General features: G+C 71.1%; 25 protein-coding genes. 11 read left to right on the forward strand and 14 right to left on the reverse strand.

What is annotated here, in order from left to right; translation table 11 throughout:
• Positions 1 to 15: 15 nt before the first annotated feature.
• The 5 genes from ACLJN9_RS14885 to ACLJN9_RS14905 form a co-directional block, all read right to left on the reverse strand.
• Entirely contained in the window at positions 16 to 660 is a 645-nt protein-coding gene (locus tag ACLJN9_RS14885; RefSeq protein ID WP_410811890.1) for a hypothetical protein, read from the reverse strand.
• Positions 661 to 753: 93 nt separating this feature from the next.
• Positions 754 to 1,464: an ABC transporter permease gene (locus tag ACLJN9_RS14890; RefSeq protein ID WP_410811891.1), complete on the reverse strand. Its 711-nt coding sequence runs from the start codon at positions 1,462 to 1,464 to the stop codon at positions 754 to 756.
• A gap of 67 nt (positions 1,465 to 1,531) precedes the next feature.
• Entirely contained in the window at positions 1,532 to 2,443 is a 912-nt protein-coding gene (locus tag ACLJN9_RS14895; RefSeq protein ID WP_410811892.1) for an ABC transporter ATP-binding protein, read from the reverse strand.
• Complete coding sequence (locus tag ACLJN9_RS14900) at positions 2,443 to 3,348, reverse strand: ABC transporter permease (protein WP_410811893.1); 906 nt, start codon at positions 3,346 to 3,348, stop codon at positions 2,443 to 2,445. Before ACLJN9_RS14900 ends, ACLJN9_RS14895 begins: the two co-directional genes overlap by 1 nt.
• Positions 3,341 to 4,255: an ABC transporter ATP-binding protein gene (locus ACLJN9_RS14905; protein WP_410811894.1), complete on the reverse strand. Its 915-nt coding sequence runs from the start codon at positions 4,253 to 4,255 to the stop codon at positions 3,341 to 3,343. The genes ACLJN9_RS14900 and ACLJN9_RS14905 overlap by 8 nt, the downstream gene beginning before the upstream one ends.
• Positions 4,256 to 4,583: 328 nt before the next feature.
• Between ACLJN9_RS14905 and cysC the strand changes: the two genes are divergently transcribed.
• The 3 genes from cysC to galT all read left to right on the forward strand — a co-directional run bounded on the left by cysC (position 4,584) and on the right by galT (position 8,122).
• Positions 4,584 to 6,113, forward strand: a complete 1,530-nt coding sequence (gene cysC, locus ACLJN9_RS14910; RefSeq protein ID WP_410811895.1) for an adenylyl-sulfate kinase — start codon at positions 4,584 to 4,586, stop codon at positions 6,111 to 6,113.
• 111 nt (positions 6,114 to 6,224) lie between these two features.
• Positions 6,225 to 7,049, forward strand: a complete 825-nt coding sequence (locus ACLJN9_RS14915; RefSeq protein ID WP_410811896.1) for a DeoR/GlpR family DNA-binding transcription regulator — start codon at positions 6,225 to 6,227, stop codon at positions 7,047 to 7,049.
• Positions 7,046 to 8,122, forward strand: a complete 1,077-nt coding sequence (gene galT / locus ACLJN9_RS14920; RefSeq protein ID WP_410811897.1) for a galactose-1-phosphate uridylyltransferase — start codon at positions 7,046 to 7,048, stop codon at positions 8,120 to 8,122. The genes ACLJN9_RS14915 and galT overlap by 4 nt, the downstream gene beginning before the upstream one ends.
• Before the next feature lie 283 nt (positions 8,123 to 8,405).
• Here the strand turns inward: galT and ACLJN9_RS14925 are convergent, their stop codons facing one another.
• Positions 8,406 to 9,623 (reverse strand): NADP-dependent isocitrate dehydrogenase, encoded by a 1,218-nt coding sequence (locus tag ACLJN9_RS14925; protein WP_410811898.1) that lies wholly within the window; start codon positions 9,621 to 9,623, stop codon positions 8,406 to 8,408.
• Positions 9,624 to 9,794: 171 nt separating this feature from the next.
• Here ACLJN9_RS14925 and ACLJN9_RS14930 point away from each other — a divergent pair, with 171 nt between their 5' ends.
• Positions 9,795 to 10,568 (forward strand): MBL fold metallo-hydrolase, encoded by a 774-nt coding sequence (locus ACLJN9_RS14930; RefSeq protein ID WP_410811899.1) that lies wholly within the window; start codon positions 9,795 to 9,797, stop codon positions 10,566 to 10,568.
• A 178-nt stretch (positions 10,569 to 10,746) separates the two neighbouring features.
• On the opposite strand, the gene ACLJN9_RS14935 is transcribed toward ACLJN9_RS14930, so the two are convergent.
• Together ACLJN9_RS14935 and ACLJN9_RS14940 are read right to left on the reverse strand one after the other, a co-directional pair.
• Complete coding sequence (locus ACLJN9_RS14935) at positions 10,747 to 11,697, reverse strand: malate dehydrogenase (protein WP_410811900.1); 951 nt, start codon at positions 11,695 to 11,697, stop codon at positions 10,747 to 10,749.
• Positions 11,698 to 11,800: 103 nt separating this feature from the next.
• The gene (locus ACLJN9_RS14940) at positions 11,801 to 12,661 is read right to left on the reverse strand and encodes a bifunctional methylenetetrahydrofolate dehydrogenase/methenyltetrahydrofolate cyclohydrolase (RefSeq protein WP_410811901.1); all 861 of its coding nucleotides are present in this window, start codon (positions 12,659 to 12,661) and stop codon (positions 11,801 to 11,803) included.
• 445 nt (positions 12,662 to 13,106) lie between these two features.
• Here ACLJN9_RS14940 and ACLJN9_RS14945 point away from each other — a divergent pair, with 445 nt between their 5' ends.
• From ACLJN9_RS14945 to ACLJN9_RS14965, 5 genes are all read left to right on the forward strand, one after another.
• Entirely contained in the window at positions 13,107 to 14,711 is a 1,605-nt protein-coding gene (locus ACLJN9_RS14945; protein ID WP_410811902.1) for an ABC transporter substrate-binding protein, read from the forward strand.
• Between the two features lie 193 nt (positions 14,712 to 14,904).
• Positions 14,905 to 15,843 (forward strand): ABC transporter permease, encoded by a 939-nt coding sequence (locus ACLJN9_RS14950; protein WP_410811903.1) that lies wholly within the window; start codon positions 14,905 to 14,907, stop codon positions 15,841 to 15,843.
• 30 nt (positions 15,844 to 15,873) lie between these two features.
• Positions 15,874 to 16,830, forward strand: coding sequence for an ABC transporter permease (locus ACLJN9_RS14955; protein WP_410811904.1), 957 nt, complete (start codon positions 15,874 to 15,876; stop codon positions 16,828 to 16,830).
• A gap of 7 nt (positions 16,831 to 16,837) precedes the next feature.
• Positions 16,838 to 17,866, forward strand: a complete 1,029-nt coding sequence (locus tag ACLJN9_RS14960) for an ABC transporter ATP-binding protein (RefSeq protein WP_410811905.1) — start codon at positions 16,838 to 16,840, stop codon at positions 17,864 to 17,866.
• Positions 17,850 to 18,890, forward strand: a complete 1,041-nt coding sequence (locus ACLJN9_RS14965; RefSeq protein WP_410811906.1) for an ABC transporter ATP-binding protein — start codon at positions 17,850 to 17,852, stop codon at positions 18,888 to 18,890. The genes ACLJN9_RS14960 and ACLJN9_RS14965 overlap by 17 nt, the downstream gene beginning before the upstream one ends.
• 142 nt (positions 18,891 to 19,032) lie before the next feature.
• Here ACLJN9_RS14965 and purH read toward each other — a convergent pair whose 3' ends face one another.
• Positions 19,033 to 20,604, reverse strand: coding sequence for a bifunctional phosphoribosylaminoimidazolecarboxamide formyltransferase/IMP cyclohydrolase (purH, locus tag ACLJN9_RS14970; RefSeq protein ID WP_410811907.1), 1,572 nt, complete (start codon positions 20,602 to 20,604; stop codon positions 19,033 to 19,035).
• Positions 20,601 to 21,221: a phosphoribosylglycinamide formyltransferase gene (gene purN / locus ACLJN9_RS14975; protein ID WP_410811908.1), complete on the reverse strand. Its 621-nt coding sequence runs from the start codon at positions 21,219 to 21,221 to the stop codon at positions 20,601 to 20,603. The genes purH and purN overlap by 4 nt, the downstream gene beginning before the upstream one ends.
• 215 nt (positions 21,222 to 21,436) lie before the next feature.
• Between purN and ACLJN9_RS14980 the strand changes: the two genes are divergently transcribed.
• Positions 21,437 to 22,015 carry a DUF4190 domain-containing protein gene (locus ACLJN9_RS14980; protein WP_410811909.1) on the forward strand — a complete coding sequence of 193 codons (579 nt, stop codon included), beginning with the start codon at positions 21,437 to 21,439 and terminating at the stop codon, positions 22,013 to 22,015.
• Between the two features lie 69 nt (positions 22,016 to 22,084).
• On the opposite strand, the gene ACLJN9_RS14985 is transcribed toward ACLJN9_RS14980, so the two are convergent.
• Positions 22,085 to 23,374: a DUF6350 family protein gene (locus tag ACLJN9_RS14985; protein ID WP_410811910.1), complete on the reverse strand. Its 1,290-nt coding sequence runs from the start codon at positions 23,372 to 23,374 to the stop codon at positions 22,085 to 22,087.
• Positions 23,375 to 23,577: 203 nt separating this feature from the next.
• Here ACLJN9_RS14985 and ACLJN9_RS14990 point away from each other — a divergent pair, with 203 nt between their 5' ends.
• Entirely contained in the window at positions 23,578 to 23,844 is a 267-nt protein-coding gene (locus ACLJN9_RS14990) for a DUF4190 domain-containing protein (protein ID WP_410811911.1), read from the forward strand.
• Positions 23,845 to 23,957: 113 nt separating this feature from the next.
• On the opposite strand, the gene sucD is transcribed toward ACLJN9_RS14990, so the two are convergent.
• The 3 genes from sucD to ACLJN9_RS15005 all read right to left on the reverse strand — a co-directional run bounded on the left by sucD (position 23,958) and on the right by ACLJN9_RS15005 (position 26,861).
• Positions 23,958 to 24,845: a succinate--CoA ligase subunit alpha gene (gene sucD / locus ACLJN9_RS14995; RefSeq protein ID WP_410811912.1), complete on the reverse strand. Its 888-nt coding sequence runs from the start codon at positions 24,843 to 24,845 to the stop codon at positions 23,958 to 23,960.
• A 2-nt stretch (positions 24,846 to 24,847) separates the two neighbouring features.
• The gene (gene sucC, locus ACLJN9_RS15000; RefSeq protein WP_410811913.1) at positions 24,848 to 26,026 is read right to left on the reverse strand and encodes an ADP-forming succinate--CoA ligase subunit beta; all 1,179 of its coding nucleotides are present in this window, start codon (positions 26,024 to 26,026) and stop codon (positions 24,848 to 24,850) included.
• A 430-nt stretch (positions 26,027 to 26,456) separates the two neighbouring features.
• Complete coding sequence (locus ACLJN9_RS15005; RefSeq protein WP_252420090.1) at positions 26,457 to 26,861, reverse strand: cobalamin B12-binding domain-containing protein; 405 nt, start codon at positions 26,859 to 26,861, stop codon at positions 26,457 to 26,459.

Consider the following 26,861-nt stretch of genomic DNA (forward strand, 5'->3'; position numbering starts at 1 on the left):
GGCGGGTGGGGGCGGTCACCAGCCGCGCAGAAAGCGCAGCCCGAGCAGGAACGCGACCACGGCGGGCCCTACCAGCAGGGTGATCGCCTGGAGGCGGTACGGCATCCGGTGCCGGGTCAGCTCGCCCGCGTTGCCCAACACGATGGCCCCGGCCAGCATCAGGAACGCCCCCCACCACCCGGTCTCCAGGTCGATCAGGTTCACCCGGATCAGTTGCAGGGTCAGACCGAGCAGCGCGCCGGTCAGCGCGAGCAGGGCCACCGCCCGATGCAGGCCACGGGCCAGCGGGTGGGCCGCCCGCCAGCCGTAGGTGCCGGCGACCGCCAGGCAGGGCAGCACCACCAGCACCGGCCAACCCAGGCTCATCACGCTGAACATCAGCAGCGCGCCCACCGCGAACACCAGCGTGCCGACGCAGGCGAGGACGAACCCGGCGAAGGCCCGCCCACCGCCGCGGGCCAGCAACGGCCCACCACTGGCCGCGATCAGGGCGCCGGGGATCAGGATGAACCCGGCCCACCAGTGGAACCGCCCGCTGCCCTGTGCGGCCGTCGCGACCGTGGCGCAGGCCAGCCCGGCGACCGCCAGGCTGGTCAACCACGGCCGGCTGCTTCGGGAGTACGGCTCAGCCAACGACGTCCGCTCCGCTTCGACGCTCACGCCCACCAGCCTGGCCGGTGGCGCCCCCGCCGGTCCATCCGGCCAGCCCTACCGGGCGGCGGTGGCTGGCCGGAACAGCGGCTGGCACCGACCTCAGCTCGTCTCGCCGGCCACGCTGAACGAGCGCAGGCGGTCGATGGCGAGCACGGTGAAGCCGACGCTGACCAACGCGGTCATCACCGAGGCCACCGGCACCGACACGCTGGTCTCCAGCAGACCGGTGGGGGCGATCCGGTCGGCGAGGGCGATCACGTACTGCTGGATGGAGAGCACCTTGGTGCCGCTGACGAAGTTGCCCAGCAGCCCCTCCCAGATCAGCACGTAGACCAGGCCGAGCAGCACCGGCCGCCGGGTGACCAGGCTGAGCGCGAGGAACAGCGCCGAGTAGGCCAGCGCACCGAGCGTCGCCGCGACGGCCAGCGCCAGACCGAGGCGTACCGAAGAGGCCAGCACGCCCGCGACGTAGAGCGGGACCGCGACGGTGGCCGCGGTGACCCCGGCGGCCACCGCGAGTTTGGGCAGCACGATCTGCCAGCGCGGCAGCGGCTTGGTCAGGATGTGCACCACGGTGCCGTCGTCGATCTCGGCGCCCAGCACGCCGGTGCCGATGATCAGCGCCACCACCGGCAGCACCACGGCCAGCCCGAGGCCGACCAGCACCGGCGGCCCCCACTGGCCCGGGTCCACCCCCAGTGAGCGGCAGAGCACCGCCAGCCCGAGCAGCACCAGCGGCAGCGGGAGTAGCAGCAGGAACCGGCGCCGGCCGAACAGCCCGCGCGCGGTGATCCAGGTAACGGTCGACATGGCTCAGCTCCCTTCGTTCGTGACTGCGGGGCTCACTCGCTGCGCTCGTCTACTCCTCGCACTCACCTCAAGCCTCCACCAGGTAGGAGAAGACGCTCTCCAGGGATTCGTCGGACGGCACCAACTGGCGCACCCGGATGCCCCGGTCCAGCGCGATCCGGGGCAGCGCCCGGGTGAAGGCGCCGTAGTCGCCGGCGCGCACGGTCAGGCCGGTGCGGTCCAACTCGACGCCGCTCACCGATGCCTCGGCGATCAGCGCGACGGCCAACGCCCGATCGTCGGTCGAACGCACCGCGAAGACGTGCGGGCGGTTGGTCATCAACCGGCGGATGGTCCGGAAGTCACCGGAGGCGGCCAGCCGGCCGGCCACCATCACCTGGACCGTCCCGGACACCTGCTCGACCTCCTCCAGGATGTGCGAGCTGAACAGGATCGTCCGGCCGGCGTCGCCCAAGGAGTGCAGCAGTTGCATCATGTGCAGCCGCTGGCGCGGGTCCATCCCGTTGAACGGCTCGTCGAGCAGCAGCACCTGCGGGTCGTGCACCAGCGCGGCGGCCACCCGTGCCCGCTGTCGCATGCCCTTGGAGTACGTGCCGATCCGGCGGTCCTGCGCCGACTCCAGCTCCACCAGGTCGATGGCGCGTCGGGCCGCCGCCGCCGGATCGGCCAGCCGGTGCAGTTTCGCGCTGGCCAGCACGAACTCGTACGCGCTGAGGAAGCCCTGTACCGCCTCGCGTTCGCTGACCAACCCCAGATGCCGGTAGACCTCGGGGTTGCGCCAGGTCGGCTCGTCGTCGAGGGTCACCGTGCCCCGCGACGGGGCGAGGAAGCCGGCCATCATGTGCAGCAGCGTGGTCTTGCCGGCGCCGTTGGGGCCGAGCAGCCCGGTCACTCCCGGGCCGAGGGCCATGCTGATGTCGTTGACCGCGACCACGTTGCCGTACCACCGGGACACCCCGGTCAGGCTCAGCGTGCTCATCAGGAGGCGACCTTCCGGTAGCGGGCCAGCAGGAGGGCGGTCGCGCCGGCGACCAGCAGCACCGCGGCCAGGGCGTAGACCGGGCCGAACCCGCCGATCGACATTTCGCCTGGATCGCCCTCGACCAGCAGGTCGCCCAGCGACCAGATGCCGACCCCCTGCACCAGGGTGGACGGCGACGCGAGTCCGGCCAACTCGTTGGCCGTCCGCGACGGCAGGATGCTCAGCACGCCCACGATCGGGGTGGTCATCAGGAAGACCGCGACCACGCCGCCGGCGGCGAAGGCCCGCTTGCCGGTCAGCGACGCGACCAGCAGCCCGATCGAGGCGAAGACCACCGCCCACAGCCCGGCGTAGAGCAGCCCGGGCAGCAGGTCGAGCAGCTCGTTCCAGACCCCGCGCAGGCCGTCCTTGGTGGTGAACGCGGCGCCCAGGAACATCACCAGCTGCGGCCCGCCGAGCAGCAGCCAGAGCGCGGTGACCAGCGCCAGCAGCTTGGCCAACGCGTAGTCGGCGCGGGGCAGCGGCCGGGAGAAGTAGAGCGGCAGCACCCCGCTGCGCAGGTCCCGGGAGACCAGCTCGGGCGCGGCCACCGCGACGAAGAAGATGACCAGCCAGCTCATCGCGTCGGCGAACTGGGCGTACGTGGCGACCGGCTCGCCGATCTGGCTGCGTACCGCCGCCAGGGCCACCGCGACCAGGGTGACGATCCCGACGACCAGCCAGGGAAAGATCTTGGCCTTGACGCTGCGCCCGAAGCCGAACGTGGTGCGCAGCCCGTGCAGGTAGAGCGCGCCGAAGACGTGTCGTCGGCCCAGCCTCGCGCCCTGGTAACGCTGGTAGCCGATGTCGTGGATGACGCCGCTCGGCGCGGGGCGCACGGCGGTGGTCGACGGTTCAGGCATGGGTGAGCTCCCTCGTGGCGAAGAGTTCGGCCACCCGGTGCCGGCGCTGGTCCAGTCGGTGCAGCGGCAGGTCCAGCTCGGCGACCGCGCCGAGGATCAGGTCGTAGGTGCTGTCGTCGGCCAGCGGCACGAGCAGCAGCCGGCCGTCCCGGGCCACCGGCAGGTCGAGCGCGGCGAGCCGGGCCGCCAGCTCCTCGGTGCCCTCGCTGACCTCGACGGCGAGCACGTCGGTGGCCGAGGTCATGGCGGAGATGTGGTCGGCGCGCAGCAGCCGACCGCCGTCGATGGCGATCAGGGTGTCGCAGATCCGTTCGACCTCGCCCAGCAGGTGCGAGCAGACCAGCACGGAGATGCCGAACTCGGTGCCGATGCGGTGCACCAGCGCCAGCATGGCGTCGCGGCCGGCCGGGTCCAGGCCGTTGGTCGGCTCGTCGAGCAGCAGCAGGTCGGGGTCGTGCACCAACGCCTGGGCGAGCTTGACCCGCTGCTTCATGCCGGTGGAGTAGCCGCCGACCGGGCGGTAGCGCTCCTCGTAGAGCCCGACGTGCCGCAACGCCTCCGAGGCCCGCTCCCGGGCCGCGGTCCGGGGCAGGCCGCTCATCCGGCCGAGATGGGTGACCAGTTCGGCGGCGGACAGGTCCGGCGGGAGGCAGTCGTGCTCGGGCATGTAGCCGACGCGGGCGCGGACCGCCGCCGGGTCGGCGGTCGGGTCGATGCCGAGCACCGACACCTGACCTGTGGTGGGGGCGATCAGGCCGAGCAGGATCTTGATCAGGGTGGACTTGCCGGCGCCGTTCGCGCCCACCAGGCCGATGATCCCGGGCTCGACGGCGACGGTGAGGTCGGCCAGCGCGGTGACCCGACCTCCGTACGTCTTGGTGAGCGACTGGGTCGCGATCAGTGTCACGTCTGCCAGCGTAGGGAGTCGGTGCCCACCCCGGACACCGGCGCGCCCCCCGCACTCCCCTGATCTTGGCGCGGCGAACCCCTAGGGTCCCGGGCGACGTTCGCGCCGATGGTCGGACCCCGCCGCCGGAATCGCCCGCCGAAGGTGGCACCATTCACTTCCCGTTCATTCGGATGCGCGATCAGCGGAGGCCCCGGAACCGGCTGCCGTCGGCGGAGGGGTCACCAGGTCCGTCAATGATCCGGCAACCCCGGCCGTGGAGTGGCACCCTCGACCGATCGGCGGTCGGCTGCGAAACTGTGTGCCGGTCAGCGAGTTGGGGGCGTGGATGAGCAACGGCTGGGTGCTGCCCGACGAGGTGCTCCGGGACGCACCGGCGTACACGCCACGTCCCGGTGAGCTCGCGGATCTGGAGCTGCTGCTGACCGGCGCGTACGCCCCCCTGACCGGCTTCATGACCCGCGCCGACCTGGTGTCGGTCAGCCGGCGCAGCCTGCTGGCCGACGGCACGCCGTGGCAGGTCGCGGTGACCCTCCAGGTGCCGGCCGCGCTGGCCCAGGGCTTCGATCCGCGTGACCCGGCCCGCCGGGCGCTGGTCCTGACCGACGGCGAGGGCGCCCCGGCGGCCGCCCTGGACGTGGCGGACGTCTGGCCGGTACGCGAGGGCGTGGCCGGGGTGGGCGGCCAGGTTCGCCGGTTGGGCGACGGTGGCCACGGCCCGTTCCAGCGACTGCGCCGCACCCCGGAGGAGGTCCGCGCGCTGCTGCCCCCGGGCCGGGTGCTCGGGGTGATCGCCGACCGGCCGCTGCACCGACCCCAGCTCGCCCAGATCGCCCACGCCGCCCGCACCCTGGCCGCGCACCTGCTGGTGATGATCCCGGTCGGCGAGGGTGGTGCCGGTGGGCTTCCGCCGGAGGCGCTGGTGCGCAGCGTCTTCGCCGCCCGGGACCGGATGCCCCCGGCCACCCTGGTGGCGGTGCCGCTGTCGCACCGGCGGGAGGAGATCAGCGACGCGCTGCTGCGCGCCCGGGTCTCCGCCGCGTACGGGGTGACCCATCTGCTCTCCACCGGGGAGATGCTCTCCGGCGCCGGGTTGCGCGTGCTGGTGCCGCGCGAGCTGGCGTACGACAACCGGGACGGCCAGTGGCGCTGGCGGGAGGACATCCCGCCACGAAACCGTCGTCTCGCGCTGACCCAGGCGGAGGTCGAGGACCTGCTCGACCGGGGCTTCCCGCTGCCGGAGTGGCACACCCCGCCGGCGGTGGCGAGGGAGTTGGCGCGGGTGCGCCCGCCGCGCCGGCACCGGGGGCTCGTGGTCTTCCTGACCGGCCTCTCCGGCTCCGGCAAGTCCACCATCGCCCGAGGGCTGACCGACGCGCTCCGGGAGAGCGGCGACCGGACGGTGACCCTGCTCGACGGGGACGTGGTGCGTCGGGAACTCTCGGCCGGGCTGGGCTTCACCAAGGCCGACCGGGACCTCAACGTGCGGCGGATCGGCTGGGTGGCGGCGGAGATCGCCCGGCATCACGGCCTGGGCATCTGCTGCCCGATCGCCCCGTACGCGGCGGCCCGCGCCACGGCGCGCGAGATGGCCCTGGCCGCCGGGGCGGGTTTCGTGCTGGTCCATGTCGCCACTCCACTGGACGTGTGCGAGCAACGGGACCGCAAGGGCCTGTACGCCCGTGCCCGGGCCGGGCTGCTGACCGGTATGACCGGCATCGACGACCCGTACGAGGTGCCGACCGATGCCGACCTGTTGGTGGACACCACCGACCTGAGCGTGCCGGAGGCGGTGCAGGCCGTCATGGACCACCTGACCGAGACCGGCTGGGTGGAGCTGAAGGCCCCGTCCGCCTGAAGTCGTCGCCGTACCCCGTTCCTTCCGCCGCTGCTCACTACACGCTAGTGTTCATCTTTGTTGGAACACGTTCGACCGCGTGAGAGTACGTGGACCCCGGGGAGGCACGGCATGCTCGCTCAGCAGCGGCAGGCTGCCATCCTGGAGCGGGTCCGGCAGACCGGCGGTGTCCGGGTGACCGAGCTGGCAGGCGAGTTCGGCGTCTCCGACATGACCATCCGTCGCGACCTGGAGGCGCTGCACGAGCGCGGCCTGCTGGCCAAGGTGCACGGCGGCGCCACGGCAGCCGACTCGAGCTCCACCGACGAGCCGGGCTTCCGCGCCAAGTCGGTGCGCCAACTGCCGGAGAAGGCCGCCATCGCGGACCGGGCGGCGCGACTCGTCCGGCCGGGCGCAGCCGTCGCGCTCTCCGCGGGCACCACCACCGCCGAGCTGGCCCGCAGGCTGGTGGACGTGCCCGGCCTGACCGTGGTGACCAACTCGCTGCCGGTGGCCGAGATCCTGCACGCCAGCGGTCGGCCGGACCAGACCGTGGTGCTCACCGGCGGCGTGCGTACGCCGTCGGACGCGCTGGTCGGCCCGCTCGCGGTGGGGGCCGTCCGCGCACTGCACCTGGATCTGCTCTTCCTGGGCGTGCACGGCATCACCGAGCGGGCCGGCTTCACCACCCCGAACCTGATGGAGGCGGAGACCGACCGGGCGCTCGTGGCCGCGGCGGACCGGCTGGTGGTGCTCGCCGATCACACCAAGTGGGGCACGGTGGGCATCTCCTCGATCGTCGAGCTGGCCGCGGCACACGTACTGGTCAGCGACGACCGGTTGCCTGAGCCGGCACGACGGGTACTCGGCGAACAGGTGGGCGAACTGATCATGGTTGAGGTAACAGGGGCGGGCCGCGCGACGGGCACGCCGACGAGTGAGGGGACGGCGCCGTGAAGCGCACCGCGATCGACCTGGCCGACGGCCGGGAGCTGATCTACTTCGACGAGCGCGACGACGCCGTCCGCGACCAGCCGGACCGCCGGGACCTGCCGCCGCCGCCCCCCGCTTCCCAACTGCGCTACGACCCGCTGACCGACGAGTGGGTCGCGGTCGCCGTGCACCGGCAGACCCGCATCTTCCTTCCGCCGGCGAACGAGTGCCCACTCGACCCGTCGGTCGGTGACCGGCTGACCGAGATTCCCGCCCCCGACTACGACGTGGTGGTCTTCGAGAACCGGTTCCCGTCCCTCAGCGGCCGGGTGGCTGACGAACCCGGGAACATCACTGCGTTCACGCCGGTCCGGCCCGGTCTCGGCCGGTGCGAGGTGGTCTGCTTCACCTCCGACCACAACGCCTCCTTCGCCAGCCTCCCCCCGCGTCGGGTCCGCACCGTGCTGGACGCGCTCGCCGACCGCACCGAGGTGCTGGGTGAGCTGCCCGGCGTCGAGCAGGTGTTCTGCTTCGAGAACCGCGGTGTCGAGATCGGCGTGACCCTGCACCACCCGCACGGCCAGATCTACGCGTACCCCTTCGTCACACCGCGCACCCGTGCGCTGCTGGCCGCGGCACGCCGGCACGCCGAGCGGACCGGCGGGGGCAACCTCTACGCCGACGTGCTGGCCGCCGAGCGCGCGACCGGCGACCGGGTTGTCACCGAGAACGAGCACTGGACGGCGTTCGTCCCGGCGGCGGCCCGCTGGCCGTTCGAGGTGCACGTGGCACCGCACCGCGTGGTGCCGGACATTCCGGCGCTCAGCGACAGCGAGCGGGACGCCTTCGGGCCCCTCTACCTGGACCTGCTGCGCCGCTTCGACGGCCTGTTCGACATGCCGATGCCCTACATCGCGGCGTGGCACCAGGCACCGGTACGGATCGACCGCGAGCTGGGCCACCTGCACCTTCAGCTGTTCAGCATCCGGCGGGCCAAGGACAAGCTGAAGTACCTGGCGGGCTCCGAGTCCGGGATGGGGGTCTTCATCAACGACATCTCCCCCGAGCGGGCCGCGGACCTCCTGCGTGCCGCCTGAGAAGAGCGGGAAAACAGGGCGCGGGGGGCCCGGGACAGGGCCCCCCGCAGGGAAGGGACGGCTGGCTGTGCACGACACAGCCGGGAAGGCTGGCTGATCGGCACGCGTGCCGCGGTCGACCGCGGTCGACCTTCTGGACGCGACTGGCATCTCGTCCATCTTTGTCAACGAGGCGCGCCGGATCAGGTGACGCCAATCGGCGCGCCGCGAAACCTCGGTGCGGACGCGACCCGGAAACGCCGGAGCCCGCCGGCGAGTGCCGACGGGCTCCGAACGAGTGAGATCAGGCGCCGAGCTTGCGCGCCAGGTTCTCGTCGAGCGCGTTCATGAACTCGTCGGTGGTCAGCCACGGGGCGTCCCGCGAGATGAGCAGCGACAGGTCCTTGGTCATCTGACCGCCCTCGACGGTGTCGACGATGACCTGCTCCAGCGTGTTGGCGAACTCGGTCACCGCCGGCGTGCCGTCCAGCTTGCCCCGGTGGGCGAGGCCCCGGGTCCAGGCGTAGATCGACGCGATCGGGTTGGTCGAGGTCTTCTCGCCCTTCTGCCACTGCCGGTAGTGCCGGGTGACCGTGCCGTGCGCGGCCTCGGCCTCGACGGTGCGGCCGTCCGGGGAGAGCAGGACGGAGGTCATAAGACCCAGCGAGCCGAAGCCCTGCGCGACGGTGTCGGACTGCACGTCACCGTCGTAGTTCTTGCAGGCCCAGACGTAGCCGCCCTCCCACTTGAGCGCGGCGGCGACCATGTCGTCGATCAGCCGGTGCTCGTAGGTGATGCCGGCGGCGGCGAACTCGGCCTTGAACTCCGCCTCGAAGACCTCGGCGAAGATGTCCTTGAACCGGCCGTCGTACGCCTTGAGGATGGTGTTCTTGGTCGACAGGTAGACCGGGTAGTTGCGGTCCAGGCCGTAACGGAACGAGGCCCGCGCGAAGTCCCGGATCGACTCGTCGTAGTTGTACATGCCCATGGCGATGCCGCCGCCGGGGAAGTTGGCGACCTCCATCTCCATCGGCGCGCCGCCGTCGGCCGGGGTGTAGGTGATGGTCACCGTGCCCGGGCCGGGGACGACGAAGTCGGTGGCCTTGTACTGGTCACCGTGGGCGTGCCGGCCGATGATGATCGGCTTGGTCCAGCCGGGAACCAGCCGCGGCACGTTGGACATGATGATCGGCTCGCGGAAGACGACGCCGCCGAGGATGTTGCGGATGGTGCCGTTGGGCGACCGCCACATCTTCTTCAGGCCGAACTCCTCGACCCGGGCCTCGTCCGGGGTGATGGTCGCGCACTTGACGCCGACGCCGTGCTCCTTGATGGCGTTGGCGGCGTCAACGGTGACCTGGTCGTCGGTCTCGTCGCGGTGCTGGATCGACAGGTCGTAGTAGTGCAGGTCGACGTCGAGGTAGGGCAGGATCAGCTGCTCCCGGATCTGCTTCCAGATGATCCGGGTCATCTCGTCGCCGTCGAGCTCCACGACCGGGTTGTTTACCTTGATCTTCGCCATCGGCCGGCGCTCCTCTCGGGGGACACGTACTCAAGCAGTACGAGCGTACTGCAATTGGGCCGGCAGCCCCCAGCCGGCCTCGACCGGCCGGCGAGAACGGGGCTGCACGGCACAGTAGTTCCCTGGCATCCTCGCCCGATGCCACTGAGCCGCACACTCGGGTCTATCACGGTGACCGCCCTCACCGACGGCGAGGGAGCCTTCTTCCAGCCCCGCACGGAGGCGTTTCCGCACGCCACGGCGGCGCAGTGGCGGGAGGCCGACCGACGGGATCCCGCAGGCGTCACCGGGGACGGGCAGTGGTGGCTGCCGTTCCGCAGCTTCGCCATCCGGGCCGGCGACGGGCCGGTCACCCTGGTCGACGCCGGCATCGGCCCGGCCGACTCCCCCGCCGCGAGCTGGGCACCGGTGCCCGGGCGGCTGCCCGATGAGCTGGCCGCGGCTGGCATCGACCCGGCCGACGTCGACACGGTCGTCCTCACCCACCTGCACAGCGACCACATCGGCTGGGCCGTCACCGGCACCCCGGGCCGCCCCCACTTCCCCGATGCCGCCTACCTCGTGCAGCAGGCCGAGCTGGACGCGGTGGAGACCATCAGCCCCGGGCTACCGGCCGGGCTGGTCGCGCCGTTGCGCGCCGCCGGCCAGCTCCGGGTGATCGACGGCGAGGCGACCCTCACCCCGGGGGTACGCCTGCTGCCCACCTTCGGGCACACCCCCGGCCACCAGTCGGTGCTGGTCGAGGCGGCCGACGAGCGCCTGCTGCTCACCGGCGACCTGCTGGTGCACATGGTGCAACTCGTCGACCCCGACCTGGCGTACGCCCACGAGGTCGACCGGGAGACTGCCCGCGATTCCCGGGTGGCCCTCCTCCGCGCCCTGGCAGCCACCGGCCCCACGACCCTGGCCACCCCCCACCTGGGCACCCCCTTCACCCCTCTCTAGACCCCACCCCCACCCCGCCCACCTCGCCATGTTGATCATGGGATTGGCGGCGGTTCTGATCTCCACAGGTGCCGCCAACCTCATGACCAACGGGCGGGGCGTGGGGTGCGGCGGGGCGGGAACGGCGGGAGGGGCGCATCGGCCTTGGCCGGTGCGCCCCTCCCGTGGGTTGGTCAGCTCACATGCTGGAGATGTCGCCCTGCTTGGCGCGGACGGCTTCGGCGGCCTCGACGAGGCTGGCCCGCTCGTCGGCGTCCAGGTCGGTCTCGACGACCCGCTTGACGCCCTCGGCGCCGATCTGGGCCTCGACACCCAGGTAGACCCCGGAGATGCCGTACTCGCCGTCGACCCAGGCGCAGACCGGCAGAACCTCGCCGGAGTCCTCGGCCACGGCCTTCGCCATCCGGGCCGCCGCCGCGGACGGGGCGTAGTACGCCGAGCCGGTCTTGAGCAGCGCGACCACCTCGGCACCGCCGTTGCGGGTCTTGACGACCAGTTCCTCGATCTGCTCCGCCGGCATCACGTCGCGCAGCGGCTTGCCGTTGACCGTGCTCTTCGACGGCACCGGGACCATGGTGTCGCCGTGCGAGCCCAGGGTCAGTGTGCGGACCGACGCCACCGGTACGTTGAGTGCCTCGGCGACGAAGTTGCTGAACCGCGCAGTGTCCAGCATGCCGGCCTGGCCGAGCACCCGGTTCTTCGGGAACTGGGTGGCGAGTTGGGCCAGCGCGGTCATCTCGTCCAGCGGGTTGGAGACGACGATGACGACGGCGTTCGGGGCGTACTTCGCGACGTTCTCGGCGACCTGCCGCACGATCTTGGCGTTGGTCTCCAGCAGGTCCATCCGGCTCATGCCCGGCTTGCGCGGCAGACCAGCGGTGATCACGACGACGTCGGAGCCCTCGATGGCCTCGTAGCCCTCGCCGTTGCGGCCGGTGGTGACGCCGACCACCTTGGTCTCGAAGCCCTCGATGGCCCGCGACTGGTTGAGGTCGAGCGCGAGACCCGCCGGCTTGCCCTCCACGATGTCGGTGATCACGACGGTGTCGAAGACGTCGTACTCGGCCAGGCGCTGTGCGGTGGTGGAGCCGTAGAAGCCGGCCCCGACGACAGTGACCTTCTTACCCATGGTCGTCCCACTCCCTGCTACCAGTCGGTTTTCCGGACCGTATCAGTCATCCTGGCACCGATCGGCCCAGGGGCGGACGGTTACCGCCGGGGTGGGCGGCCCGTCAGCCGCGCTCGGCCCGCTCGACGACGTTGCTGAGCAGCATGGCCCGGGTCATCGGGCCGACGCCGCCGGGCATCGGGACCAGCGCGCCGGCCGTCTCGGCCACCTCCGGGGCCACGTCGCCGGTGTAGCGGCCCTTGCCGTCGGCGCCGATCACCCGGGTGATGCCGACGTCGACGACCACCGCACCAGGATTGATCATGTCGGCGGTGAGCAGGCCGGGCACGCCGGCCGCGACGATGACGATGTCGGCGGCCCTGGTGTGCGAGGCGAGGTCCAGCGTGCCGGTGTGGCACAGGGTCACGGTGGCGTTCTCGCTGCGCCGGGTGAGCAGCAGGCCGAGCGGGCGGCCGACGGTGTTGCCCCGGCCGACCACCGCGACGGTGGCACCGCGCAGCGCCACGTCGTGCCGGCGGAGCAGCTCCACGATGCCGCGCGGGGTGCACGGCAGAGGGCCGTCGTAGCCCAGGACCAGTCGGCCCAGGTTGACCGGGTGCAGGCCGTCGGCGTCCTTGTCCGGGTCGATCAGTTCCAGCACCCGCTGGGTGTCCAGGTGGGCGGGCAGCGGCAGCTGGACGATGTAGCCGTGGCACGCCGGGTCGGCATTCAGCTCGGTCAGCACGTCGTCGACCTGCTGCTGGGTGGCGTCGGCCGGCAGTTCCCGCCGGATCGAGGCGATGCCCACCTCGGCGCAGTCCCGGTGCTTGCCGTTGACGTACGCCTGGCTGCCCGGGTCCGCCCCGACCAGGACGGTGCCGAGTCCGGGGATGATGCCGCGTTCCGCGAGCGCCTTCACCCGTATCCGCAGCTCATCCTTGATCTCCGCCGCAGTGGCCTTGCCGTCCAGAAGCTTCGCCGTCACGACTCGATCGTCTCACGGCCTTCGTCCTCGGTTCGGACGACCTCGTCGGGCGGGCTGCCGACATGCTGGCTGCCCTCGCAACGGTAACGATCAGTGACGTGTCGCTCGTCACTCTGAGTGCCTGGCCGTGGATCCAGTCACAGCCGATCCGGGCGGTACGGCGGATCGTGGTCGGGAGCGGACGTTCGGTCGAGAGCCGGCCAATCCCGCCGAGGCACCGCGGCTGAGCCGGAAAGAGCCAAGGAATTGGCACGTCAGGACCGCCAAAGCGCAGTTTCGCTAGCAGACGTGTCGCCAGCCGGCAAGGGAGGGAACGTCAGACCGTTACCCACCCGCAACCGGACCGTTGCCGAAGCCCGTACGCCGACCTACCGTTACCGCTTGTTGCGCAGCGTAAACCCAGCGTCGGGCCTGACTGCGCAGCGTGAGGAGATGAGGAGGCTCAATGCGAGTTCGTAGACTCGCCGCCTGGACCGCCCTCCCGCTCGCGGTGACGCTGGGCCTTGCGGCCTGCGGCAGCGGCGGAGACGGTGGATCCGGCAGCGGCGACCCCAACGCGGCCGTCAGCATCCAGATCAGCGAGCCGCAGCACCTGGTTCCGACCAACACCACCGAGACCTCGGGTTCGCAGGTGCTGGCCGGTCTGTTCAGCCCGCTCGTGGACTACGACGCACAGAACAAGCCCGTCGAGGTCGCGGCCCAGTCGGTGACCTCGTCGGACAACAAGGTCTGGACGATCAAGCTGAAGGACGGCTTCACCTTCCACAACGGTGAGAAGGTCACGTCCGAGGACTACATCGACGCGTGGAACTACGGCGCGTACGCCCCGAACGGTCAGGGTGGCAGCTACTTCTTCGAGAAGATCGCCGGCTACCAGGACCTCCAGGGTGCGAAGCCCAAGGCCAAGACGATGTCCGGCCTGAAGAAGGTCGACGACACCACCTTCACGGTGACGCTGTCCGACCCGTACATCGACTTCAAGACGATGCTGGGCTACAACGCCTTCTACCCGCTGCCGCAGGCCGCGTTCTCCGCCCCCGGCGTGCTGAAGGACTCGTACGAGCAGGCGCCGATCGGTCAGGGCCCGTTCAAGATGAAGGGCACCTGGCAGCACGACTCGAAGATCGACGTCGAGCGGTACGACGCGTACCCGGGCGAGAAGCCCAAGGTGAAGGGCGTCGAGTTCCGGGTCTACCAGCAGCTCACCGCGGCCTACGCGGACGTGCTGGCGGACAACCTGGACGTGCTGCCGACGATCCCGACCGAGAACCTGAGCACCGCGCCCACCGACCTCGGTGACCGGTACCAGACCAGCCCGATGTCGTCGTTCCAGTTCCTCGCGTTCCCGACGTTCGACAAGGACTACAGCAAGCCGGACGTGCGCAAGGCCATCTCGATGGCGATCGACCGGGACGAGATCACCAAGTCGATCTTCAAGGGTTCGCAGCAGTCGGCCCGTTCGTTCGTCTCGCCGGTGCTGCCGGGTTACCGGGACAACACCGCGGGTGCGGCCGGGCAGTTCAACCCGACCGAGGCCAAGAAGCTCTACCAGAGCGCTGGCGGCCCTTCCAAGATCACCATCTCCTACAACGGCGACGGTGGCCACAAGGACTGGGTCGACGCCACCTGCAACCAGCTCAAGGCCAACCTGGGCGTGGACTGCGTGGGCAGCGCCGAGCCGAAGTTCGCCGACCTGCTGACCAAGGTCGAGAAGAAGCAGCCGGTGGGTCTGTTCCGGATGGGCTGGGTGATGGACTACCCGTCGATGGAGGACTACCTCGGCCCGCTGTACAGCACCAACGGCTCGTCGAACTACTACGGCTACAGCAACCCGGAGTTCGACAAGCTCGTCAAGGAGGGTGCCGCCGCCAAGACGCAGGACGAGGCGATCGCCAAGTACCAGCAGGCGGAGGACATCCTGGCCAAGGACATGCCGGTGATCCCGCTCCGCTTCGGCGAGAACGTGTTCGGCCACTCGTCCAAGGTCAAGAACGTCCAGATGGACCTGTTCCAGCGGGTCAACCTGGTCAAGATCGAAGCGGCCAGCTGAGCTGACCACCGGTTGCGGGCCACCCGGGCGACGACGCCCGGGTGGCCCGGACCGCACTACCCGGAGCGGGCCGCAGACCTGGCCCGGACAGTGCCGGCCTCCCCCGGGCCGGACGGACGTCTCGGATATTTCGGGTACGACCAGAGATGCCGTCCTGCGACCCTTTCGCATATTTCCGGAGAGACTGCTAAGCATGTTCCGCTACATCCTGCGGCGCCTACTCCAGATGGTCCTGGCGTTCTTCGGGACCACCCTGATCGTCTACGCGCTGACATTCGCCGGGCAGAGCGACCCGATCCAGGCTCTCGCCGGCGAGAGGCCGGTGACGGCGGCCCAGCGGGCGTACCTGACCGAGAAGTACCACCTGGACGCGACCGGCGTCGGCGGCTTCTTCTACCGCTACTTCGACTACGTGAAGAACCTGCTCCAGGGTGACCTGGGCCAGTCGCTGACCGGCCGCCAGATCGGCGACATCCTGCAGGCGGCCTGGCCGGTGACCGTGAAGCTGGCGCTCATCGCGCTCGCCGTGGCGATCATCTTCGGGGTCTCCGCCGGTGTGGTCGCCGGTATCCGTCGGGCCAGCATCTTCGACAACTCGACGCTGGTGCTGACCCTGCTGGTGCTGGGCATCCCGACGATCGTGCTGGCGCCGCTCGCGCAGTACTTCCTGGGCGTCAAGTGGCAACTCTTCCCGCCCACCGCCGGTGCCGAGCCGAGTTTCTACGCGCTGCTGCTGCCGGGCATCGTGCTCGGCTCGCTGTCGCTGGCCACCGCTCTGCGGCTGACCCGGGCGTCAGTGGCGGAGAACCTCCGCGCCGACTACGTCCGGACCGCCCGCTCCAAGGGCCTGGTCAAGCGCCGCATCGTCACCGTCCACGTGCTGCGCAACTCGCTCATCCCGGTGGTCACCTTCCTCGGCGTCGAACTGGGCAACCTGATGAGCGGCGCGATCATCACCGAGGGCGTCTTCAACATCCCCGGCGTGGGCTTCAACCTCTTCCGCGGCATCCGCACCGAGGACGGTCCGCTGGTGGTGGGCATCGTCAGTGTGCTCGTGGTGGTCTACCTGGTCTCGAACCTGGTGGTGGACGTCCTGTACGCCGTACTCGACCCGAGGATCCGCTATGAGTGAGCGCAGCACGGAGCAAAGCGAGGTGCCGGCATGAGCGATTTCGAGACGGTGGCGGCGACCGAGAACCAGGCCGCCCGCCGCGGCCCCTCCGGCGAGCCCGGCGCGCCCAACCAGATCGGCGCGGCGCAGAAGCCGCGCAGCCTGGCCGGGGACGCCTGGCGCGACCTGCGCCGCAACCCGATCTTCTGGATCTCGCTGGCGCTGGTCGTCATCTTCACGCTGATGGCGGCCCTGCCCGGCGTCTTCACCGCCAACGACCCGCGTGACTGCCTGCTCTCCCGACAGCACGCCGGGCCGTCCGGCGGGGCGATCTTCGGGTACGACTTCCAGGGCTGCGACACGTACGCCCGGGCGGTCTACGGCACCCGAGCCTCGCTGCTGGTCGGCGCGCTCGCGGCCCTCGGCACCGGGGTGATCGCGCTGGTGGTCGGCATGCTGGCCGGCTACTTCGGCCGCTGGGTCGACGCGATCCTCTCCCGGGTGATCGACGTGGTCCTCGGCATCCCGCTGCTGCTGGCTGCCATCGTGCTGCTCAAGCGGGTCTCCAGTGACAGCCAGTGGGCCCGGATCGGCGCGGTCGTCTTCGTGCTGGCCATCCTCGGCTGGACCACCGCCGCCCGCGTCGTCCGCTCATCGGTGATCACCGCCAAGGAGCAGGACTACGTGGCAGCCGCCCGGATGCTCGGCGCCGGCAACGGCCGGATCATGTGGCGGCACATCCTGCCCAACTCGCTGGCCCCGGCCATCGTCGTCCTGACCATCGCGCTCGGCTCGTTCATCGCCGCCGAGGCGACGCTCTCCTTCCTGGGCATCGGCCTGAAGGCACCGACCATCTCGTGGGGCCAGGACATCGACACCGGCCGCATCCACATGCGGGAGGCGGCGACGCCGCTGCTCGTTCCGTCGGCCTTCCTCGCGCTGACCGTGCTGGCGTTCATCATGCTCGGCGACGCGATCCGTGACGCCTTCGACCCGAAGCTGCGGTGATTACCTCATGACCGACCGACCAACGCCCGCCTCCGCGACACCCGAGGGTGGCCACCTGCTGGAGCTTCGGGACCTGCACGTCGAGTTCCGCACCAACGAGGGCGTGGCCCGGGTGATCAACGGCGTGTCGTACCACCTGGACGCCGGGGAGACGCTGGCCGTGCTCGGCGAGTCGGGCTCCGGCAAGTCGGTCACCGCCCAGGCGATCATGGGCATCCTGGACACCCCGCCCGCGTTCGTCCGGTCCGGCCAGATCCTCTACCGGGGTCAGGACCTGCTCACCCAGCCCGAGGAGCAGCGTCGGCAGATTCGCGGCAAGGAGATCGCGATGATCTTCCAGGACGCGCTCTCCGCGCTGAACCCGGTCTTCCCGGTCGGCTGGCAGATCGGCGAGACGCTGCGCCAACGCGCCGGCATGTCCCGGGGCGACGCGCGGCGCCGGGCCGTCGAGCTGATGGACCTGGTCAAGATCCCGGGCGCCGCGAAGCGGATCGGCGACTACCCGCACCAGTTCTCCGGGGGAATGCGGCAGCGCGTCATGATCGCCATGGCACTGGCGCTGGACCCGAAGGTGCTGATCGCCGACGAGCCGACCACGGCGCTGGACGTCACCGTGCAGGCCCAGATCATGGACCTGCTGGCCGACCTCCGCCGGGACCTCAACATGGCGATGATCCTGATCACCCACGACCTGGGCGTGGTCGCCGGAGTCGCGGACCGGATCGCGGTCATGTACGCCGGCCGGATCGTCGAGCACGCCGACGTCCGCTCGCTGTACAAGGCGCCGGCCCACCCGTACACCAAGGGGTTGTTGGAGTCGATCCCGCGGATGGACGTTCGCGGCCAGGAGCTGTCGACGATCAAGGGACTGCCGCCGAACCTGATGCGGATCCCCTCCGGATGCCCGTTCCACCCCCGGTGCCCGTACGTGCAGCAGGTCTGCGTGGACGTGGTGCCGCACGACCTGGTCCTCGGTGACGGCCGGACCAGCAGGTGCCACTTCGCGCAGGAGGTCCTCGATGACAGCGCCCGCTAGCTCGACGAAGGTCCGGGGCGAGACCATCCTCTCCGTCGACAACCTGGTGAAGCACTTCCCGATCCAGCAGGGCGTGCTGTTCCAGCGGCAGGTCGGCGCGGTCAAGGCCGTCGACGGCGTGAGCTTCGAGCTGCGCCGGGGCGAGACGCTGGGCGTGGTCGGCGAGTCCGGCTGCGGCAAGTCCACCCTCGCCCGGCTGCTGATGCGCCTGGAGACACCCACCTCCGGGCAGGTCACCCTCGAGGGCAGGGACCTGTTCAAGGCGTCCGGGTCCGAGTTGCGTCGACTGCGCCGCAACATGCAGATGGTCATGCAGGACCCGTACACCTCGCTGAACCCGCGGATGACCGTCGGCGACATCATCGGTGAGCCGTTCGAGATCCACCGTGACGCGGCGCCCAGGGGCAGCCGGGAGCGGCGGGTCCAGGAGCTGCTGGACGTGGTCGGGCTCAACCCGGAGCACATCAACCGGTACCCGCACCAGTTCTCCGGCGGTCAGCGCCAGCGCATCGGCATCGCCCGCGCGCTCGCCCTGCGACCCGAGATCATCGTCTGCGACGAGCCGGTGTCGGCGCTGGACGTCTCCATCCAGGCCCAGGTGATCAACCTGTTGGAGAAGCTCCAGGACGAGTTCGGGCTCTCGTACATCTTCATCGCCCACGACCTGTCCGTGGTGCGGCACATCTCCGACCGGGTCGCGGTCATGTACCTCGGCAGGATCGTCGAACTCGGCACCGAGGACGAGATCTACGAGCGGGCCACCCACCCCTACACCCAGGCACTGCTCTCCGCGGTGCCGGTTCCGGACCCGGACGCCCGCGAGCAGCGCAACATGATCCGACTTGTCGGTGACGTGCCCAGCCCGGCCGACCCGCCGTCAGGCTGCCATTTCCGGACCCGCTGCTGGAAGGCCCAGGACATCTGCGCCACCGAGGACCCACAGCTGGTGCCGCACGCCGCCGACCCGCACCCCTCCGCCTGCCACTTCGCCGACCTCCGCCCCACAGAAACCCCGACCCCCTAACCCCACCCCACGCCGGGCCACCCCGCGCCGGTGATCATGAAGTTATTGCGCCGACACGCCGAGTGGGCAGGCAATAACTTCATGATCAACCGGGCGAGGCGGGGTAGGGGGGCGACGCGGGGCGGGGCGGGGAGGGGGTGGGTTAGTGGAAGAAGTGGCGGGTGCCTGTCAGGTACATCGTCACGTTGGCTTCCTTTGCCGCGGCGATGACCTCTTCGTCGCGGATCGAGCCGCCGGGCTGCACGATCGCCCGGACGCCCGCGTCGATGAGGATCTTGGGGCCGTCGGCGAAGGGGAAGAACGCGTCCGAGGCGGCGACCGATCCCCGGGCCCGGTCGGCACCCGCGCGGCTGACCGCGAGCTGCGCCGAGTCGACGCGGTTGACCTGACCCATGCCGACGCCGACGGTGGCGCCGTCCTTGGCAAGCAGGATCGCGTTGCTCTTCACCGCGCGGACCGCCCGCCAGGCGAACGCGAGGTCGCGCAGCAGGTCCTCGTCCGCCGCCTCGCCGGTCGCCAGCCGCCAGCTCGCCGGGTCGTCGCCGGGGGCATCCACCCGGTCGGCGACCTGGGCCAGCACGCCACCGGTCACCTGCCGCAGCTCCACCAGCGCCGGAGCCCAGGCCGGCGCCCGCAGCAGCCGGATGTTCTTCTTGGCCTGCAACACCTCCACCGCGCCCTCGTCGAAGCCGGGGGCGACCACCACCTCGGTGAAGATGTCGGCCACCTGCCGGGCCAGCTCGACGGAGACCGGCCGGTTGACCGCGATCACCCCGCCGTACGCCGACACCGGGTCACAGGCGTGCGCCCTCCGGTGCGCCTCGGCCACGTCTGCGCCGACGGCGATGCCGCACGGGTTGGCGTGCTTGATGATCGCCACGGCCGGCTGTTCGGCGAAGTCGTTGGCGGCCCGCCAGGCGGCGTCCGCGTCGACGTAGTTGTTGTAGGACATCTCCTTGCCGTGCAGCTGCTCGGCCTGGGCCAGCCCCGCCGGGGCGTCCGGGTCGGTGTAGAGCGCCGCCGGCTGGTGCGGGTTCTCGCCGTAGCGCAGCGCGGTCGACCTGCGAAGTGCCAGCCCGGCGAACTGCGGCCACCAGTCGTCGGCGGGCGCGAGCTCCTGCGCGCACCACCGTGCCACGGCCACGTCGTACTCGGCGATGTCGGCGAACGCCCGGGCGGCCAGCGCGCGGCGTTGGGCCAGGGTGAACCCGCCCTCGCCGAGCGCGGTACGCAGTGCCGGGTAGCCGGCCGGGTCGGTGAGCACGGCCACCGAGGCGTGGTTCTTGGCGGCGGCGCGCACCATGGCCGGGCCGCCGATGTCGATCTGCTCTACGCACTCTTCCACGCCCGCGCCGGAGGCGACGGTGGCCTGGAACGGGTAGAGGTTGGAGACCAGCAGGTCGAACGCGGCCACGCCCAGCTCGTCGAGCTGGGCGACGTGCGTGTCCTTGCGGAGGTCCGCGAGGAGACCCGCGTGCACCTTCGGGTGCAGGGTCTTCACCCGGCCGTCGAGCACCTCGGGGAAGCCGGTCACCGTCTCCACCGGCGTCACCGGCACCCCGGCGGCGGCGATGGTGGCCGCCGTGCTGCCGGTAGAAACGATCTCCACGCCGGCCGTGTGCAGGGCCTGGGCCAGCTCGACCAGCCCGGTCTTGTCGTAGACGCTGACCAGCGCCCGCCTGATCGGGCGGCGCCCGTCCTGAGTGGAACTCACGGAACCGTGACCTTCCTTCCGGTGATGGTCCAGCCTTCGCGGACCAGGCGGCCGACCTGCTCGACGAGCTGCCGCCGCTCGGCTTCCTTGATGCGCTCGGTGAGCGCGTCCACGTCGTCGTCGTCGAGCACCGGCACCGCGACCTGCGCCACGATCGGCCCGGTGTCCATGCCGGCGTCGACGAAGAAGAGCGTGGCCCCGGTGAGTTTCACGCCGTAGGCGAGGGCGTCGCGCGGGCCGTGGATGCCGGGAAACGCCGGCAGCAGGGTGTTGTGGGTGTTCAGGTAGCGGTCGCCGAACGCGGCGAGGAAGTGCGGGCCGACCAGCTTGAGGAACCCGGCGGAGATGACCAGGTCGGGCTGGTGCTTCGCGACGTGCGCGGTAAGCGCGACGTCCCAGTCCTCGCGGGTGTCGTGGTCGCGGACCCGCTCGACGAACGTCGGCACACCGGCCACGACGGCCCGGTCCAGGCCCGCGATGCCGTCGCGGTCCGCGCCGACCGCGACGACCTCTGCGCCGTACGCGGGGTCGGCGGCGGCGTCCAGCAGTGCCTGCAGGTTACTTCCGGAGCCGGAAACGAGGACGACGATGCGGGCGACGGACGCGGGCTCGGTCACCGGTTCACCCTATCGGGCAGGTCAGGACGCCCACCGGCTGGGCGTCGCGCTGTTCTTTGACAGTCGGACAAGCATCGAACGGGTACGCTGCCGGTCGCTCGGGCTGAACGCCGAGCCGACCCGCACCTCCGTCTGTGCTGCGCGTTGGGCGGTCTGGGCGCGATCATGAGTGCAACAACAGCAGCTATCGACGGAACCAGTCCAAGGAGCTTCGAATGCAGCCCGGTAACCCCGGTCAGGACCCGTACGGCCAGCAGCCCAATCAGGACCCGACCGCCCCCCAGCCGCCGCACGACCCGTACGCGCCGCCGCCGGCCGCCCCGTACGGCCAGCAGCCCACCCCGGGCCAGCCGTACGGCCAGCAGCCACAGGACCCGTACGCGGCACCGCAGAACCCGTACGGCCAGCAGCCTCCCGCGGGGCAGCCGTACGGCCAGCAGCAGCCGTACCAGGACCCGTACGGCCAGCAGCAGCCGCCGCCCTACGGTGCGCCGGCGTACCCGAACGCCGGTTATCCCCAGCAGCAGGGGCAGAACAACACCCTCGGCCTGGTCTCGTTGATCCTCGGGATCGCCTCCATTCCGCTGGCCTGCTGCTTCTTCCTGGGCATCCCGGTCGGCATCGCCGGCGTGGTGACGGGTTACCTGGCCCGGCAGAAGGTCGCCCAGGGCCAGGCCAGCAACGCCGGGCAGGCCAAGGCCGGCCTGATCTGCGGCGCGGTCGGAGTCGGTTTGGGCATCCTGGCGGTCGTTCTCAGCATCGTGGCGAACGTCAACCTGCCGACCGAGCCCTGACCGGCCCGGTGTTGACGGGGCGCTCCGGGTTCGCCCGGGGCGCCCCGCGCCGCATCCAGGGCCGGGAAGCTAGTGGGCGGGAGCCCGGGTCAGCGCCCGGGTTGCCGCGGCACCGATCACCGCGCCGACCGCGATGACACCGGCCGCCACGGCGCCGACCTGCCAGCCCACCGGCCCGACCTGCGCCAGTCGCCCGCCACCGAGCGGCCCGCCGGAGACCGCGGCGGCCACGCCGAGCAGCACGCCGGCCACCGGCCCGGCCAGCACCGCCGGCGCCAGCAGCTCAGCCCAGCGCTGGGGCGGCCGCTCCGGGCTGGCCAGCCGGGCAACCCGGCGGGCCAGCAGCCAGCCGGCGACCATCCCGGCCAGCACCGGCACCGCGAGCAGCAGGGCGCCGAAGCCGTCCACCGGGCCGCGCGGCAGGCCGGCCAGCAGGGGTACGGCCGGCAACGCGCCAACCGACACCTCACTGGTACGGACCGCCGTGTCGACGCCGACCGCGAAGCCCGGCCCGAGCAGGTAGCTGGTCGACCAGATCGCCGCGTTCGGCGCGTAGGCGACGCTGACCAGGGTGATGCCGGCCTGCCCGGCCACCCCGGTGCGGTATGCCCCGATCATGTCCGCCGCGTCCCCACCGCCGGTGGCCACGGCCAGGCCGGCCGCGCCCGCGCCCGCGCCGAGCAGGAGGAGCCCTGCCACCAGACCGGTACGTACGCCGTCGCGCACGGGACCCGGCATGCGGGTGAGGAGCAGCCGGGTCACGGCGGTGATCCGGGTCGCACCGACCAGGGCGGCGAGGGTGCCGACCACCGCGAACGTGGCTGCCGCCCGCACCAGGGGCACGGTCGGCCCCCCGGCACCGATCAGCACCGCCGCGAGCGTGCCGAGCACCGCGTACGCCAGGCCGACCGCGCCCGCGGCGAGCAGCGCCCGTCGTGGTGAGCGGGTGTCGCGGGCGCCGATCGCGCGACTCACGTGCACGCCGGCCCGGGTCAGCCGCCAGATCGCGAGCACGGTCAGCGCCAGCGGGGCGAGCCCGAACGGTCCCGACTCCGTCTGCAGCGGCACGCCGTGCCCGAGCAGCCAGCCGGCCAGCGAGGTGCGCAGGGTGCCGGTCAGCGTGGCGGAATCCGCGCCGAGTTGAGCCAGGCCGAGCACGACGGCGACCGGAAGGTATGAGGTGAGGGCGGCCCAGCCGGCGGCCACCCCGGCGGCGACGGGCAGCGGTGCCCGTCCGCGCGGCGACTCGCCGGCGCGTTGCGCGGGCACCCGCCGGCCCGGCGCGGCACGGTCGGCCGTCCGGTCGTCGGCGCGTACACCGGCGGCCCGGCTGGGATGGTCAGGGGTGACGGGGGACATCGGCTCTACTCTGGCACGTCGCGCGGGCGGTGGTAGTCCGTTGACCCGCCCCGACCCACGGCGAGTTGACCGAACCGGGGTCCGAGCCACCCGACTCGGTCTAGCCTCGGCCCTGAAGGGGGCGACCGTCGCCGCCAACCGGGTCGGGCGCGCCGGTCGCGGTCCGGGTCGGCCCCGCCGCTCACAACCGCCCGGAGGACGTCGTGACGACCGCATACCCGCCGACCCCGCCACCACCGGCCAGGGGACGGGACCGGACCACGCTCTGGGGCGTGCTGGGCATCGTGCTCGGCCTGATCTGCTGCGGCATCCTCGGCATCATCTTCGGTTACCTGTCCATCCGCGACGCCCGGCGGAACGGCAGATCGCCGCTGCTCGGCTACCTCGCCATCGCGTTTGGCGTGATCAACATCATCGGTGGCTCGATCCTGCGCCTCACCGGCAACTACCCGTTCTGGAACAACGACTGAGCCCGCGCCGAATGGTCGGCAGCCGGCCGGTGGCCTTCCCGACCAACCGGTAGGTACGCCGCAGGGGGCCGACCGCGTACCGGTCGACCCCCTGCGGTTGGTGCCTGGTCCGCTCAGCTGCCAGACATGATCTCGCGCATCAGGCGCGCGGTCTCGGTGGGCGTCTTGCCGACCTTGACCCCGACGGCCTCCAGCGCCGTCTGCTTGCCCTCGGCGGTGCCGGCCGAGCCGGAGATGATCGCCCCGGCGTGACCCATCGTCTTGCCGGGAGGCGCGGTGAAGCCGGCGATGTAGCCGACCACCGGCTTCGTGACGTGTGCCTTGATGAACTCGGCGGCCCGCTCCTCGGCGTCGCCACCGATCTCACCGATCATGACGATGGCGTCGGTCTCCGGGTCGGCCTCGAACGCCCTGAGGGCGTCGATGTGGGTGGTGCCGATGATCGGGTCACCACCGATGCCGACGGCGGTGGAGAAGCCGATGTCACGCAGCTCGTACATCATCTGGTAGGTCAGCGTGCCGCTCTTGCTGACCAGGCCGATCCGACCGGCGCCGGTGATGTCGGCCGGGATGATGCCGGCGTTGGAGGCGCCCGGCGAGGCGATGCCCGGGCAGTTCGGCCCGATGATCCGGGTCCGCTCACCCTGCGACACGTTGTACGCCCAGAACGCGGCGGTGTCGTGCACCGGCACGCCCTCGGTGATCACCACGGCCAGGCCGATCGCGGCGTCGATCGCCTCGACCACGGCGGCCTTGGTGAACTGTGGCGGCACGAAGATGACCGTGACGTCGGCCCCGGTCTCGGCCATAGCGTCCGCCACGGACGCGAAGACCGGCAGCTCGGTGCCGTCGAAGTCGACCTTCTGGCCCGCCTTGCGCGGGTTGACGCCGCCCACGACGTTGGTGCCGGCGGCAAGCATCCGCCGGGTGTGCTTGGAACCCTCGGAACCGGTCATCCCCTGGACGATGACCTTCGAGTCCTTGGTCAGCCAGATAGCCATGATCAGACCCCCGCAGCTGCCAGCTCGGCGGCCCGCTCGGCCGCACCGTCCATGGTGTCCACCCGCTGCACGAGCGGGTTGTTCGCGCTGTCCAGGATCGCCCGGCCGGCCTCGGCGTTGTTGCCGTCGAGGCGCACGACGAGCGGCTTGGTGACCTGCTCACCGCGCTGCGCCAGCAGGGCCAGCGCCTGGATGATGCCGTTGGCGACCTCGTCACAGGCGGTGATGCCGCCGAAGACGTTGACGAAGACGCTCTTCACGGCCGGGTCGGAGAGCACGATCTCCAGCCCGTTGGCCATCACCGAGGCGCTCGCGCCGCCGCCGATGTCGAGGAAGTTGGCCGGCTTGACGTTGCCGTGCCGCTCCCCGGCGTACGCGACCACGTCGAGGGTCGACATGACCAGACCCGCGCCGTTGCCGATGATGCCGACCTCGCCGTCGAGCTTGACGTAGTTGAGGTCCTTCTCCTTGGCGGCCTGCTCCAGCGGGTCCACCGAGGCCTGGTCGACCAGGGCCTCGTGGTCCGGGTGGCGGAACGCGGCGTTCTCGTCCAAGGTGATCTTGGCGTCGAGCAGCAGCACGCTGCCGTCGCCCGTCTTGGCCAGAGGGTTCACCTCGACCAGCGTGGCGTCCTCGGCGACGAACGCCTGCCACAGCTGCACCGCGATCCCGACGATCTGGTCGGCCACCTCGGCCGGGAAGCCGGCGGCGGTGACGATCTCGCGGGCCTTCGCCTCGTCCACGCCCTTGACGGCGTCGATCGGGGCCTTGACCACCCTGTCCGGGGTCTCGGCCGCAACCTGCTCGATGTCCATACCGCCGGCAACGCTGGCGATGCAGAGGAACGTGCGGTTGGCCCGGTCGAGCAGGTACGAGAAGTAGTACTCCTCGGCGATGTCCGCGGTCACCGTGATCATGACCTTGTGGACGGTGTGACCCTTGATGTCCATGCCGAGGATGTCGGTGGACCGAGCCACCGTCTCGTCGGTGCCCTCGGCGAGCTTGACGCCGCCGGCCTTGCCTCGGCCGCCGACCTTCACCTGCGCCTTGACGACCACCCGACCGCCGAGGCGTTCGGCGATCGCGCGGGCCTCCTCCGGGGTAGTGGCGACGCCGCCGGCCAGCACGGGCAAACCGTGCCGCTCGAAGAGGTCCCGCCCCTGGTACTCGTACAGGTCCACGATTGCGCGTCCCGTCCCGTCTCCGCGGCGCGCCGTCGCGCCGCCACCAGCGTTCGAAAACAGTTTGACGCCTGTCATCACGTCAAACAGGTCATTGGCCGCAGCCTAGCGAGGTGTGCACCGCCGGCAACCGAGCGGGTGCACGGTGTGCGGTAATGCACAACCGGGCAGTGGACGCGGCCGGTTCCGGTCACGCCGCGGGCGGCGTCCATCGTCCGGGCGATGTTGCCCGGCGTGCGTAACCCGCCCGTCGGGGCGTCGTTGAGTCAGGTGTCGGAGCGCTGATGCAGCGCGAAGACGGGATACGGCCGATGCCCTGTCGGTCGAGGGGTGGCGGCGGGGCATCGTGCATAGAGGGGCCGGACGTGTGAGGGGTGCGTCCGGCCCCTCCCCCCTGCCCGGATTCGCCCGACGACCCCCTGCGGCACGCTCAGGCGACGGGTTGCGCGACGTTCTGCCGGACCCACTCGACGATCGACGCGGTCGTGGCGCCCGGCGTGAAAATCTTGGCGACGCCCAGCTTCTCCAGCTCGGGGATGTCGCCGTTCGGGATGATGCCGCCACCGAACACGACGATGTCCCGGGCGTCCCGCTCGCCGAGCAGTTCCAGCACCCGACGGAACAGGGTCATGTGCGCGCCGGAGAGGACGGAGAGGCCGACCGCGTCGGCGTCCTCCTGGATGGCGGTCTCCACGATCTGCTCGGGCGTCTGGTGCAGGCCGGTGTAGACGACCTCCATCCCCGCGTCCCGCAGGGCACGCGCCACCACCTTGGCGCCCCGGTCATGGCCGTCCAAGCCTGGCTTGGCGACGACGACCCGAATACGAGAGCTCAT

The sequence above is a fragment of the Micromonospora sp. 067-2 genome (assembly GCF_046549295.1).
GTDB lineage: Bacteria > Actinomycetota > Actinomycetes > Mycobacteriales > Micromonosporaceae > Micromonospora.